9 protein-coding genes are annotated in these 13,228 nt (G+C 62.5%); 2 read left to right on the top strand and 7 right to left on the bottom strand.

Going from position 1 to position 13,228, the window contains the following annotated elements; genetic code table 11:
- Positions 1–61 precede the first annotated feature (61 nt).
- The gene (locus tag H5U38_05235; GenBank protein ID MBC7186424.1) at positions 62–916 is read left to right on the top strand and encodes an ABC transporter permease; all 855 of its coding nucleotides are present in this window, start codon (positions 62–64) and stop codon (positions 914–916) included.
- 47 nt (positions 917–963) lie between these two features.
- Positions 964–1,923, top strand: a complete 960-nt coding sequence (locus H5U38_05230) for a substrate-binding domain-containing protein (protein ID MBC7186423.1) — start codon at positions 964–966, stop codon at positions 1,921–1,923.
- 125 nt (positions 1,924–2,048) lie between these two features.
- Here the strand turns inward: H5U38_05230 and H5U38_05225 are convergent, their stop codons facing one another.
- The 7 genes from H5U38_05225 to H5U38_05195 form a co-directional block, all read right to left on the bottom strand.
- Entirely contained in the window at positions 2,049–2,192 is a 144-nt protein-coding gene (locus tag H5U38_05225) for a hypothetical protein (GenBank protein MBC7186422.1), read from the bottom strand.
- Positions 2,189–3,700 carry a sodium:solute symporter family protein gene (locus H5U38_05220; protein ID MBC7186421.1) on the bottom strand — a complete coding sequence of 504 codons (1,512 nt, stop codon included), beginning with the start codon at positions 3,698–3,700 and terminating at the stop codon, positions 2,189–2,191. Before H5U38_05220 ends, H5U38_05225 begins: the two co-directional genes overlap by 4 nt.
- 25 nt (positions 3,701–3,725) lie before the next feature.
- Positions 3,726–4,829, bottom strand: coding sequence for an exo-alpha-sialidase (locus H5U38_05215; GenBank protein ID MBC7186420.1), 1,104 nt, complete (start codon positions 4,827–4,829; stop codon positions 3,726–3,728).
- A 77-nt stretch (positions 4,830–4,906) separates the two neighbouring features.
- Positions 4,907–7,645, bottom strand: a complete 2,739-nt coding sequence (locus tag H5U38_05210) for an alpha-galactosidase (GenBank protein MBC7186419.1) — start codon at positions 7,643–7,645, stop codon at positions 4,907–4,909.
- A 30-nt stretch (positions 7,646–7,675) separates the two neighbouring features.
- Positions 7,676–8,764, bottom strand: coding sequence for a GHMP kinase (locus H5U38_05205; protein ID MBC7186418.1), 1,089 nt, complete (start codon positions 8,762–8,764; stop codon positions 7,676–7,678).
- Positions 8,761–9,480 (bottom strand): NTP transferase domain-containing protein, encoded by a 720-nt coding sequence (locus tag H5U38_05200; GenBank protein ID MBC7186417.1) that lies wholly within the window; start codon positions 9,478–9,480, stop codon positions 8,761–8,763. Before H5U38_05200 ends, H5U38_05205 begins: the two co-directional genes overlap by 4 nt.
- Positions 9,481–9,560: 80 nt before the next feature.
- The gene (locus H5U38_05195) at positions 9,561–12,752 is read right to left on the bottom strand and encodes a DUF4981 domain-containing protein (GenBank protein ID MBC7186416.1); all 3,192 of its coding nucleotides are present in this window, start codon (positions 12,750–12,752) and stop codon (positions 9,561–9,563) included.
- Positions 12,753–13,228: the final 476 nt, after the last annotated feature.

Below are 13,228 nucleotides of genomic sequence, written 5' to 3'. Positions count from 1 at the left end.
GGTTACCCGCCCGACCCCGAGTTGCGCTATGCTTGTGGCAAGATAACGTCCGTCAAGCATCATGGAGAGTCGCGCGCGCGGCAAACTCGCCTTGCTCTTGGCTTTAGGCGCCGGCGCATTGGCTGCCGTGCTCAGCTGGGCCTGGCTTGCCCCCCAGTCGGAGACTGGGTTTTCGGTGCTCGGAGTGCTGGTGGCGGTGCCCTGCGTGACGCTGCTGATGGGGACGCTCAACGGCCTGCTCATCGCCAAGGGACGCCTGCAGCCGTTTATCGTCACCTTGGCGATGATGATAGCCGCGCTTGGCTCGGCACGGCTCATCGCCGGCAAGGACCACTCCGTGTACCAGGTCTACATTGGCCCAGAGGGGGCGACCCCTGCATTCCAGCTCCTGCGGGCGCGACTGGGCGGTGTCGTCCCGGTACCGGGGCTCATCTTCTTGGCCTGCGTCGCCGTGAGCCATTTTGTACTGAAGAAACTGCGCTTTGGGCGCTACGTCTACGCCATCGGCGGCAACGAGGAAGCCGCCCGCCTGTCCGGCATCAACGTGGCGGCTATCAAGACGGCCACCTACGCGGTCTCGGGCTTCTTGGCCGGCCTCACCGGTGTGCTCTACTGCGCGCAGTACCGGCAAGGCAAGCCTGACGCTGGCACAGGCATGGAGCTGGACGCCATCGCTGCAGTGGTCATCGGCGGCACCAGCCTAATGGGCGGCCGTGGCTCGGTCATCGGCACGCTGGTGGGCGTGTTCATCTTTGGCCTGCTGAACAACATTCTCCAGCTGCGCAATGTGGACTATAACGTGCAGTTGGTGTTCAAGGGAGTGATTATCGTTGCGGCGGTGTTGCTGCAGGAAGGACGCTTTGGCGACTGGCTGCGTCGCCTGCGACGCTCACTGCCGCACGGTGCAGGGCGCTGATAGCCACGAAGGATGGCAAGACCTTTCTCAGACCAGGAGGAATGGTGATGCACAGGTCGTTCTGCATGCTGAGGCTTGTCACTGCGATGGTGCTGGCTTCTCTGATGGTAACCGGATGTGGGAAGAAAAAGAGCGAGACCAAGTGGGTGATTGCCTTCTCGCAGTGCACAACCACCGAACCCTGGCGGGTGTTGTTCAACGCTCGCCTGCGCGCAGAAGCCGCCAAGCACCCGGAGGTCAAGCTCATCATTGCCGATGCGCAGGACAAGACGGCCAATCAAGTGGCGCAAGTAGAAAACTTCATCCGCCAACGGGTGGATGCCATCCTCATCTCGCCAAAGGAGTCGGCTGGTCTCACGGACGTGGTGGCACAAGCCTATGACGCCGGTATTCCGGTCATCGTGCTGGACCGTGGGGTGAACACCGACAAGTACACCTGCTTCATCGGCGCGGACAACATGGAGATCGGGCGCGCGGCCGGCCAGTACGCTGTGGAGCTGCTCGGCGGTAAGGGAAGGGCCAAAGGGAACATCGTGGAGATCTGGGGCGGCATGGGCTCCACCCCTGCCCAGGAGCGGCACGCCGGCTTTCAGCACGTCATCGACAACGAGCCGGGTATCAAGACGGTAGTCGGCCGTCAGGACGGCGATTGGAAGCAGGATAAGGCCTACAACATCATGGAGACCGCGCTGAAGGCACATCCGAAAATCGACTTGGTCTACGCACACAACGACCCCATGGCCTTCGGGGCGTATCTTGCGGCTCAGGATGCCGGCCGCGCCAAGGACATCAAGTTCATCGGCATCGATGGCATCCCCGGGGAAGGGTGTAAGTGGGTAGCAGAAGGGATCTTGGCCGGCACCTTCCTCTATCCCACGCCAGGCGAAGAGGGGCTACGCGTCGCCCTGAAAGTGCTGAGGGGCGAAAAGGTACCCAAGCGGATCACTCTGCCCACGGCGCGCATCACCAAAGCCAACGTGGCCGAATTTCTTCCGGCCAAGCAGTAGCAGTCCGCGGGCCCCACAGCCCGGCCTTCTCGACGCCCGCGGGGAGAACGTACCGGGGGAGAGGACGAAGCAGGGCTGCCTCTTCCCCTACGGGCAGGGCTCTTACGGTGGGTCAGGTCTATGCCCTAGGCCCCCCGATCGGGTGCGCGGAGGTCTTTGAGCATCTGCGCAATATTGCCCACGCCGCCCACCAGCACTAAAGCGGCCAGTGCGGCGAATGCGGCGAGCGTGAGCACGACCACCACCTTCCAGAGCAGTACCCAGCTCATGCGCGATCCTCCCTTGTCCGGTCCGGGAAGAGCAGCGAACCCACTACCATGCCCACCAAGGCCAAGACAAACGCTAATAGGCCAAAGAACCTGTCGCTCAGATACCAGGGCACATGTGCCCCCTTGGTCCACGGTCCGATGCCCAACACTGCCACCACTCCGGCACACAAGGCCAGGTAGGCGCCTGTTGTGCTGGCGCGCTTCCAGTACAAGCCGGCGCCGATCACCGTAAAGGCCCCTGCCAAGTAGATGGTGCCCGTAATCGCCATGTAGTTCCACAACGACACCGGGGCCTCAAACCAGAGCCCCCAGACCAGCAGAAAGATGCCCACTGCGACGATGCAGACGCGGGTGATGAGCAGCCGCGCCCGCTCGGAAAGCTCCCGCTTGCGCAACGGAGCAATGATGTCCTGGGTGATGACCGCGCTCCAGCTCAGCAGGTAGCTGTCCTGCGTCGACATGAAGGCGGCGAACATCCCCGCGCTGAGCAAACCCAATAGACCGCTCGGCACGATCTTGGCGATGAACAGGGGCATGCCTAACTCACTGCTTAACGCCTGCGGCCCCTGGAAGGCGCTGAGGAAGCCGGGCACATTGGACATGAAGACAACTGCCCCGATTCCCCACAGCATCGGGATGATGCGCCGTGCCGCATACGAGATGGAGCTACACGCATAGAGCTGCCTGGCGACGCGTGGCGACTTGGCCGCCAAGGCGCGCTGCGTCCCTGTTTGCCACAGGGCACCAGCAGCCAAGAGCTGCACCATCATGAAACCAACGTACAACGGCCCGAACCCCGAACCCTCGTGCAGAGGATTGAACCAGGCATCGGCGTTGACCCCTACCGGCGCCTGGAACAGGGTGCGCCAACCCACAGTCTGGAAGACGTAGTAAGTGCCCAGGAGCATGCCCAGCGAAAGGACGATGAATTGCACAAAGTCGTTGATGACCACCGACACCATGCCGCCAAGCACCGTGTAGACCAACACCATGAGCAGCATCACCGTCATCATGATCTTCAGCCCGGCCGGATCGCTGAAGCCAGCTACGCCCACCATGAAGCGCGCCGATGCCTTGAGAAAGAGGCCGGTATTGAGGATCCCGCCCAGGGCGAGGATGATGGCGCCGAGAACGCGCACGTTCGGTCCAAACCGTTTTCCGTAAAACTCGGGTATGGTCATCACCTCCATCTTGCGCAGCCGATAGACGATGAACCCGGTCAGGCCGATAGCCAGGATGCAGGAGAACTCTAAGACGGCAATGTGAAACGCGGAAAAGCCGTGCTTGAAGCCCAGCTCAGCGTTGTACATCACCGTGACCAGGCCGATTTCCGTGCCGCTCATGGTGGCGATGGCCAGCCACAGCCGCAACGAGCGGCCGGCCACGATAAAGTCCCCGATGCCGCGCACGTACTTGCGCACCAGCACGCCAATGACCACTGGGATACAGACGTACGTCAGCAAAATCACCCAGTCCACCGTGGAAAAGTTGGTCGCGTAGAGGTCCATGCACTGTCTCCGTGTCCGTGAGCTTCTACTGTCTGACGAAATCCTTTTCTCGCAGGCGCAGCTGTAATGGCCAGGGGTCCTGCCAGGGCTTCTTCAGGGCAAAACCCACCATCACCCAGATTTCCCCTGGCGATGGTTCGAAGACGTAGGGGTAGCTGAGCTGTCCGCCAATTTGGCGGGCGATGACCACTGGCTCACCCCAGTGGAGGCCGTCTTCGGAAAAGGCTATGCTCAACTCCTCCCGGTGCCAGGAGGCGGGGAATTCGGTGTGGAACGGCGTGGGCATGGTCTTAGGCCAGGTCCGCCCCTCCGGATTGAGCCTGTTCCAGACCAACACGAAGCGGCCGCTTTGCAGGCGCACAAGGTGCCCTGGGGCGCTGCTGGCGTCGATGATCGAGGGTTGGATGGTCCGCCAGTAGCGGCCGGTGTCCTCAGAGACGGCCTGCCAGAAACGGTCCAAGTTGGTGCGCAGCAGCATGAGCAGCCGCCCATCGGGAAGTTCGGCCACCGTGGGCTCGAAGGCCCCGTCGTGGTGGCCATGTCCGCCCAAGTCGATCCAGTTGCTGCGCTGCCAGGTGTGGCCGTCGTCATCCGACCAAAAGGAGCAACTCACCAGCCGTCCTGGGTCAGACACGAGGTGCTGCAAAGGGACCACGATTCTGCCCGAACTGGTCTGAATTAGGCCGAAGAAATTGGCGTTGTAGCCGTCCAAGAGACGCTGCTTGTCGATCCAGGTCTTGCCGCCGTCCAGGCTGCGCACGGCCCAGACTTCCAGCTTGCAGTCGCCAGGTTCGTTCCGCTCACTGTCCCAACTGAACTTGCGTCCCTCAAAGTTCAGGAACACGACGACCAGGACGTTGCTCTTCGTGCGCAACAGGTAGAAGGACGCGGGCTCGGCCGGGTAGATACCTTCGCACACGGGCGACGGCTCAGACCAGGTCTTGCCGCCATCATGGCTCAAGGAAAAGCCCCGCTCGTCTAAGGTGCCCAAGGCGCCATCTGCCATGAGCACAAAGGGGCCTCGCTTGGGCAGATTGAGAGTGTCGCAGCGCGGGTGGATCCAGCGCCCACCGGAGTCCGGTGCAGCACCAGCCGCTGCACCCAGTAGGCACAGACTCACCACGATCATTAGCCATTTCATGAAGTTCCTCCTGTTTGAGGCCTCTTGGGAATGCCCGTCTTGACCCACTGGCGGCGCCGGGTCTCTCATGGAAGCTTGACTTCGCCCACCTTCACCACCCGTTCGACCACTCCTGAGGGCCAGGGGCGCGGGGGGAGCAAACGTTGCACATCGCGCGGCTGTTTCAACGGTATAGCCAATTCCCGCGTCGGGGGGCGCACCCAACAGACCAGCCACGCCGCAGCAGTCCCTCGCCATTTCGTCTCGCCACCGACCACCCGGAAGGTCACCTTGTGGTCACCTTCGGGCAACTTTAGCTTCGCCCACAGCCAGTTGCGCAGATCTCCTTCGGTGGATGGCTCAACCTCCCGGCCGTCTGCGCTTACGCGCAAAGAGGCCTGGCTCTGTTCCACCTTGGGCTCACCTTCAAAGAGGACGGCCAGCTCCGCTTTTGCCAGCCCTTTGGGAATCTGGACGGCCACCTCCAGCTCACCTCTGCCGCCTCTTGTGCTCACCTGGCCGACAGGAAGATTCTCCTGGCCCCCGGAAGTGGAAAGGGCAGCAACCTGGCCGAGAACCTCTGCCAGCGATTCCGGTGCCACCAGCTCGGGGTTCAACAGGCGCGGCTGTTGTGCCTCACCAAGCAGGCGCAAATGGCGGAAGCCGGACGCCGTCTCCACTTCTTCGAACGTCACTCCGGCGAGCAGCGGCTCGGGCGCTTCGGCGAGCGGGTAGATTTCAAAAATCGCCGTCTCGTATCCCTGGAGAGGCACCGACACTTCGGCGCCGGCGGCGTAGAGCTGCGGCAAGAGGTAGCGCGTGGGGTAGACGCGCTCCACCACCAGCGACGCTGCCTTGTCGTCTAGGCCCAATCCAGGGTCGAGTGGGATGGCGATCTCCTTTGGCTCGATGAACGGGTTGCGCACCGCAACGATGCCACGCTTGCCGACAAAGTGCACATAGCCGTAGGGCTCGCGCTTGCCTGGGTGGCCGCCGATCATGGCCGTGTGCGTCAGCAGGTCAAAGCGGTCGCGCGCCCAGGCGATGGATTTGGCCAGGGCCTCCCATTCGCCTTCACTGAGAAGGTTAGGCGAAATGTACAGCTCCCACATCGTCACCCCTCGGGCAAAGTAGAGGAGGGCGTTGTTGGTGAACTTGTCCAGCGGCTCCTCCTCACCCCCAAGTTTCTGCAGATTTCCCTTGATGATGCCATGGGTCATCAGGTTGGCAATGGGGAACCAAAAGTCGTTGATGCCATAGTCCTCGAACAGGACATGGTCACGATAGGTCATGGCGGCATCGCGGCGGCTGATGGAAGGCACATCGGCATAGCCATAATCAGCGCCTTGCATCCAGATGGTGTTGGCGTACTTGAGCCACCAGGGGCTGAGCCAAGTGCCGGAGGTGATGTTGAGAAAGACGTCTGGACGGGCAGCGCGCACCGACTGGCAAAGGTCAATCACCGCCTGCATGACGGCGCGCCGCGAATACACGCCCAGGGGATGCCCATGCCCCGGCTCACTGCAGGAGAACTGGATGCCATCCCACTTGAAGTAGCCCACGCCCTGCTCTTTGACGAAATCCACCACCCGTTTTTTCAGCAAAGCGTGGTACTTTGAGCCGGCGATGCACATCTGGTCGCCCACGGTCTCGTAGCCCTGCTCTTTCATCCAGCCGACGCGCCACTCTCTGTGCGAATAGCCGCCGATGGGCCCCAGCCAGATGCCCAGCTGCGTGCCCATCGTATCCAGGGCTTGGCTCAAAGGTCGTAGACCACGGGGAAACTCCTGCGGGCGCAACACCCAGTCGCTCTTGTACACGTCCCAGCCATCGTCCAGCACGAAGGCGTCCAGGCGGATGCCCCGCTTCTGCCACATCTCGCGCTGAAAGTCCTTGATGATGCGCAGCACGTTGGCTTCGTTCATCACATCCTCTGGCCGCTCGGTGTACTCCGGGGCGCGCACGTCGTACCAGGAGTTGTAGAGCAGGTAGGGGCGCAGTGGCGCGACGCGCATGTCGTCCACGTACCGGGAGAACCAGAGCTTGGCGTGCGGTGTTGGGCAAAGACCAGTCACCACCCACTCGCTCGCGACCCACAGGCTGTCCACCACCTCCCCTGCCTCGTGCCCGCAGCTCAGAAAAGCTGAGCCCGTCGGCTCCGGATTCAACAAGGTCGTGGCCGCAGGATACTCCACGCCCCAGAACACCGCGCCATCCTGGATGCGTACGGCGGCCGGCTGTCCAAAACCGCCGCTTTTCATAAGCGCCAGCGGCCCTTCGATAGTGCCGCGGCGCGGCCATACCGACTGGAGAAAGTGCCGGTGGCGTTTCGGGTCACACACTGCGACACGCCGCCTGACGTACGGGCGGTCTGCCGGCAGCTCATAGGTGAGCATCACCTGCAGGGAGGCTTGGCGGTGCTGGAACAGCAAATGCGTCTGCTTGCTGCCACTTGCAGGGTCGTCGCTCGTCACGGACAACAGTTGCAGGTCCCGTGCCGCGACGGTCAACTCGTTGTCGGCGTTGTCTTTCTTGCCCGGAGCTGACCAATCTGTCCAGAAAAGTTCCAGGGCAAAGTCACCATCGGCGGCAACGCGGACGGTGCAGCTCCCATACGCCTTGAGCCACCCAGGCTGCCCTGCCAACGTTTCGGCGACGAGCTGCCCATTCTCCACTCGCAATGAGCAGACCACGCAGTTGTTCTCCAAGACGACGATGCGGTCTTCCTTCCCAATGCTCCCCCCTGCGGAGGCGTCCCTTGCCCAGGCCGCAACGCAGGACAGAAGCAGAGCCGCCCACACGACATATGCCACTCGTCTTGCCATAGTTCTCCTTCTCCACTCAGTTGTGGTGCCTCACAAGATCAGCTCCTCCACCCTGGCTCCCTGGGCGACCGAGATGAGGTGGGGCGTGCCACCCGCGGCAGTGATGGCCTCGGCCACCTCTTCGCTGTGTTCTGGGGCGTAGGCAAACATGCAGCCACCGCCCCCGGAGCCATTGATCTTCGCCCCAAACGCTCCGGCGGCCAGTGCGGCGGCGATCATGCGCTCGATCTTTGGCGTGGAGATGCGCAGCCCTTCGCCAAGCTGCCGGTGGTGAGCGGTGAGCAACGCACCCAGGCGGCGGTGGTCGATCTCTTTCTGCCGAAGCAAGAGGCGCGCCTGTTCTGTCAGATCGCGCACGCCAATCCGGGCGCGCAGGAGCTGAGTCTGCTCGGGGGTGAGCATCCCCTCATGCCGGTCGATATCGGCAAGTGAGACGGAATGGTAGGAAAGGGCGGCATTGGCTCTGTGCAGGGCTTCCATGGCAGTCACCGAGCCTCCCCGCACGCGCGCCAACAAGCCTGTGGTGTCCTTTGGCTCGTGCGAGTCGCCGAGCACAAACCTTCCGAGCCGGGCCGGCAGGCTCTCCGCGCGCACCTGCGGCGCAAACTCGATATGCAGCACACCGCCGAAGCTCGCCGTGACGTGATCCATCATGCCGCCGGGCTCGCGAAATTCCGCCACCTCCGCCTCGTGCGCGCAGCGGGCGACAAACATCGGGTCTGCAGCGCGCTCATCCTGAGCTGCCGCCAGCAAGAAAAGCACCCAGGCCACCACCAGCGCCGACGAGCTCGAGGTACCGGAGTTGATGGGGATGGTCCCATGTACCCGACATGAGTAACCTCTCTCCAGGGCCAGGCCTTTCCGGAGCAGTACGTTGAGGCCGCTGCGCAAATAGTCGCGCTTTTTCTTGTAGGGCACGGGCCCAGGAAGAGAAAACCGTTCGTGGTCGCCGACGTCCGGAAGGTCGATGCTGAAATCGGCGTCTTCCCTCCTCTGGCCGCTAATCCAGATGCGACGGTCGATGGCCGCGGCAATCACTGGCAGTCCCAAGTAATCTTGATGTTCGCCAAAAAGGCAGATCCGCCCCGGCGCAGAGACCACCAGCGAGCGGGCGCTCATCGATCTCCCTCCGTGCCGAGGGGCACCGCGGCTTGCAGTTCTTTGAGAAGCCTCTCCGCCACCGCCAGCTCCTCCGGCGTGTTCACTGCCCAGACCAGGCGCGTATCATCCACCGGCAGCGCCTCCACCTGGTACCCTGCCGAGCGCAAGATGCCGACAATGTCGGTGAGATAGTACTCGCCCTTGGCATTGTGGTTGTCGATCTTCGCCAGAAGCGGCAGGACCACCTCGGCGCGAAAGCAGTAATGGGACGTGATGACCTCTTTGACTGCCGCCACCTCGGGCCGGGCGTCGACCTCCTCGACAATGCGGACCACCCTCCCCTGCACATCGCGCAACACCCTGCCATAGGCTGGCGGCTCATCGAACACCGCGGTGAGGAACGTGGCCGCCGCCCCACTCTTCTGGTGAAGCCCCACGAGCTTCTGAAGGAGGCCTGGGGTAATCAGCGGGCTATCGCCGACCAGCACGAGAAGGTCGCCTTCGTAGTCCGCCAGCAGTGGGCTCACCTGCAGCAGCGCATGCCCGGTGCCGAGCTGCGGCTCCTGGGTGACATAGCAGAGCCCAGGGCCGAGAGCCTCCCGCACCCTCTCTGCCCCGTAGCCAACCACCAAGTAGATCTTCTCCACGCCTGCAGCGCGGCAAGCATCGATCACGTACTGCACCATGGGTCGGCCGAGGAGCGGATGGAGCACCTTCGGCAGGTCGGATTTCATGCGGGTCCCTCTGCCCGCGGCCAAGACGACTGCGCGGAGTTCCCTGGCCATTAGGCCTCTGTCAGTGCTCTGCGCGTGCATCAAGGCAAGCGCGTCCTGGCCACCTGCGCGAGGTCCCCCATACCCGGTTCATAAGGCCGGAGGATGAAGCGGAAGGCAACAGGCGCAGCCTTGAGCGCATACTGGTCGAGAACCCCTGGGCCGCAACTGGCGTTGCCGAGGCCGCACTGCTGGTAGTCTATGCACAACACAACCTCAGGCCGCGGGCGGAGCTCGTGGATGTGTTCTGCCCTGTCAAGGTCATGAGCGGTAAAGTGCAGGGCAGACGCGGCCAAAGGCTGTGGGCAGACCACCAGCAGGCCGTGGCCCGTGCTATCGGTCAGGGCCAGCCAGCGCACTTCCTCGTGGTTGCCCGTCTCCTGGGGGCGAACGTACGGCTCGTATTGCTCCGTCACTGTGCTGCGATAGCGGCCCACATCGGCGCTGGTCTTGCGATCCGGATAGTTCTCGTGCGGTCCCCTGCCGAGCCACTCCATCCGCTCGTAGGCGGTGTCGACGAACAAACGGACGCCCAAGCGCGGTAGGATGGGTAGCTCGCCAAAGGGCTCTACGTTGTTTTCGACCTCGATCCAGCCATTCGCCAGCACGCGGTAGGTGGCGAGATGCGTAAACCCTCGGCCTGGTGCTCCTGTCCAGACCATCCTGGTGCGCACCAGCACCTCTCCCCTACTCACCCGTTCCACCGCAAAGTCCTGGAGCTGCGGCACAAGGCGGTCCAAGCCGGCCGCAAGCCAGGGCTTGCGCAAGTACTTGTCGTTGTCGGTTGGCGCACGAAAGGCATTGAGTAGCGGGCCCGGCGCCTCGACTCCCTGCGCCAAAACCTCCATTCCTTGGTAGCGCAGTGACGCCAATGCGCCGGTGGCGCGAGAAAAACTGGCAACAAAGTCCTTGCCGTGCAGCGAGACAAGACCGTCCTGGTCGACAACCTGTACCTCCCCTGGCGGAAGTTGCACGCGCGGAGCCGGCTTGGTCTGGAAGGGAATGAAGAATTGCTCCCAGGCGACCTCGTGCCCTTGTTCAGCCCAGGAAGTGGCAGCGCGCAGATGAAAGGCAATGCGGAGGTGGTATTCCGCGCCCGGACAGAGGCGGGGCTTCTTGAAGGGGATGCGCACCGCCGCGCTCTGCCCAGGGGCAAGGGCCAGCGGCGGAAGGACGCCGCGCTGGATTTCGCTCCCGTCCTCAGTCAGCACCCAAGTGGCCACAAATTCGGCCAGGTCGGTGAAGAAGAACTTGTTCCGCACGCGCACGAGACCACGCATGAGGTCTACCGGCTCAATGGCAATGTTCTGGTAGACCTTCTTCACCTCCCACAGCTTTGGAGTAGTTCGCCGGTCAGGCAGCACCAGGCCGTTGCAGCAAAAGTTGCCGTCGTTGGGCTGATCGCCAAAGTCGCCGCCATAAGCCCAGAACCAGACCTTCTCCCCCCTGTCGTTCACGGCATACTTACGCAGACCCTGATCCACCCAGTCCCAGATGCAGCCGCCTTGCAGATTGCGGTACCGTTCGATGACCTCCCAGTATTCCTGCAGGTTGCCGACCGCGTTGCCCATGGCGTGGGCGTACTCGCACATGATGAGCGGGCGGTCGCGGTCCTGGCTGCCGTACTGCACCAGATGCTCCAAGGGCGGGTACATCGGGCAGACGATGTCGGTGTGAGGGCGCGTACCGGCGCGCTCATAGTGCACCGGCCGCGAAGGATCCCGCTGGTGGATCCAATCGCTGGCCTCCTCGAAGGTCGTGCCGTCGCCTGCCTCATTCCCCAAGGACCAGACGATGACCGAAGGGTGGTTTTTGTCGCGTTCGACCATGCGGGTGATGCGGTCCAGATGGGCCGCGCGCCACTCCGGCTTGTTTGCCAGCGTCCGCTCCGGGTCGTACCCCATGCCGTGTGATTCCACATTGGCCTCATCGATGACGTAGAGGCCGTAGTAGTCGCAGAGGTCGTACCACGCGGGGGCGTCCGGATAGTGGCACGTGCGCACGGCGTTAATGTTGAAGCGCTTCATGAGCAGAATGTCACGCACCATCGACTCGAAGGTCACATAGTGGCCGGTGTCGGGGTCATGCTCGTGCCGGTTCACGCCTTTGATGTAGATGGGCTTGCCATTGACCAGCAGCTGCCCACCTTTGATTTCGACGCTGCGGAAGCCGACACGAGACGGGATTACCTCCAGCACCTGACCCTCAGCATCCTTCAGGGTCAAGACCAGCGTGTACAGATGGGGCTTTTCTGCGGACCATTTGCGGGGATTGGCCAGCTCAGCCCTGAGCAGCATGGTGCTCTCTGCGCCGGATTCCAAGTAGGGGGTGCTGGCGGTCATTTTGGCAAGCACCGGCGCCCCCGGCTCGATCCCGTCCAGCAGGACAGCCTCCAAGGTCGGCTTCTTGACCCCTGCTGGCCCATTGTTGCGCACCTTGGCGGTCACCCGCAGGGTGGCGTCACGGTAGGCAGCATCTAACTCCGTGCGCACAAAAAAGTCCCGCACGTACACCATCGGCCGTGCCACTAAATAGACGTCCCGGAATATGCCGCTCAGCCGCCAGAAATCTTGATCCTCGAGATACGAGCCATCCGACCAGCGATAGACCTCCACGGCAAGCAAGTTCTCGCCGGGCTTGAGAAAGCCGGTAATGTTGAACTCCGCAGGGGTACGGCTATCCTGGCTGTAACCCACAAGCACGCCATTTACCCATAGGTAGAAAGCCGACTCGACTCCATCAAAGACCACAAACACCTGGCGGCCTGCCCAGTTCTCAGGAAGAGCGAAGGTCCTGCGGTAGGAACCCACAGGGTTAAAGTCGTGCGGGATATGCGGTGGATTGGCAGGAAAAGGGTAGCGCACATTGGTGTAAATGGGGATGTCGTAGCCGTGCATCTGCCAATTGCTCGGCACCGGAATGCTGTCCCAGGCGCTGGCGTCAAAATCCGGCCGATAAAAGTCGCGCGGACGGTCCTCCGGCCGTCTCACCCAGTGGAACTGCCACAGGCCATTCAGCGACAGCACCAATGGCGACGACCCTCGCGAGCTGGAAAGGGCTTGCTCCTGCGTTGCAAAAGGGACCCCGGTCGCGTGCGGGGGCTCTTTGTTTATACCAAACACCGAGGGGTCTTCCCAATGGGAGTCTTGGAGCGTCCATGCGGCTCCTACCACAGAAACAGTCAAGGCTACGTGCACGATTACCGGCAGGAATGAGAAAGCAGTAAGTCTCATCCGTCTCCTCCACCGAAGAGCTCTCCGTTCATCTCCTTGGGGTCGGACCTCGCCAGCGCGTCAGTGATAGCAGGCCTCTTCATCGGCCCCGCTGGACGGGCAACCGGCCTGCGCCAAAGGCTGTCTCCTGACAGCACTGCCCAGCTTCCCTAAGGGGACCCATCGTGGCCGGGTGTCTGGTACCGAGGATCACATCAAGTCGATGGACGCCGACCGCCGCGTGCGCAGCCCAAACGGACCTGGCCCACGCAGCTACACGACTCTTGAAAGATAAACAAATCCATGCAAAATGCAAGAAGAAAGTGCCCCCTCCTTCACACCCCAGCACGGTCACCCTGAAAAGCAGGGGCGGCAACTCAGGCTCGCGGGCAGGCCAGAGACTGCCTTCCACTGGACCAGGTCGTACCTCCTGTCGCCGGGGCCGAGCCACAAGGTGCTCCTGATGAGGTCAGGACGGAATAGCCCGGCAGCCCAAA

The sequence above is a fragment of the Calditrichota bacterium genome, assembly GCA_014359355.1.
Taxonomy (GTDB): domain Bacteria; phylum Zhuqueibacterota; class Zhuqueibacteria; order JANLFK01; family Oleimicrobiaceae; genus Oleimicrobium.
This window is presented reverse-complemented; position numbering and strand designations above follow the sequence as displayed.

What these genes read in the sequence shown, in the direction of transcription:
- H5U38_05215 (MBC7186420.1), bottom strand. Translation starts at nt 4,829, where the DNA reads ATGATCGTGGTGAGTCTGTGCCTACTGGGTGCAGCGGCTGGTGCTGCA.
- H5U38_05210 (MBC7186419.1), bottom strand. Translation starts at nt 7,645, where the DNA reads ATGGCAAGACGAGTGGCATATGTCGTGTGGGCGGCTCTGCTTCTGTCC.
- H5U38_05195 (MBC7186416.1), bottom strand. Translation starts at nt 12,752, where the DNA reads ATGAGACTTACTGCTTTCTCATTCCTGCCGGTAATCGTGCACGTAGCC.
- H5U38_05235 (MBC7186424.1), top strand. Translation starts at nt 62, where the DNA reads ATGGAGAGTCGCGCGCGCGGCAAACTCGCCTTGCTCTTGGCTTTAGGC.
- H5U38_05205 (MBC7186418.1), bottom strand. Translation starts at nt 8,764, where the DNA reads ATGAGCGCCCGCTCGCTGGTGGTCTCTGCGCCGGGGCGGATCTGCCTT.
- H5U38_05225 (MBC7186422.1), bottom strand. Translation starts at nt 2,192, where the DNA reads ATGAGCTGGGTACTGCTCTGGAAGGTGGTGGTCGTGCTCACGCTCGCC.
- H5U38_05200 (MBC7186417.1), bottom strand. Translation starts at nt 9,480, where the DNA reads ATGAAATCCGACCTGCCGAAGGTGCTCCATCCGCTCCTCGGCCGACCC.
- H5U38_05230 (MBC7186423.1), top strand. Translation starts at nt 964, where the DNA reads ATGCACAGGTCGTTCTGCATGCTGAGGCTTGTCACTGCGATGGTGCTG.
- H5U38_05220 (MBC7186421.1), bottom strand. Translation starts at nt 3,700, where the DNA reads ATGGACCTCTACGCGACCAACTTTTCCACGGTGGACTGGGTGATTTTG.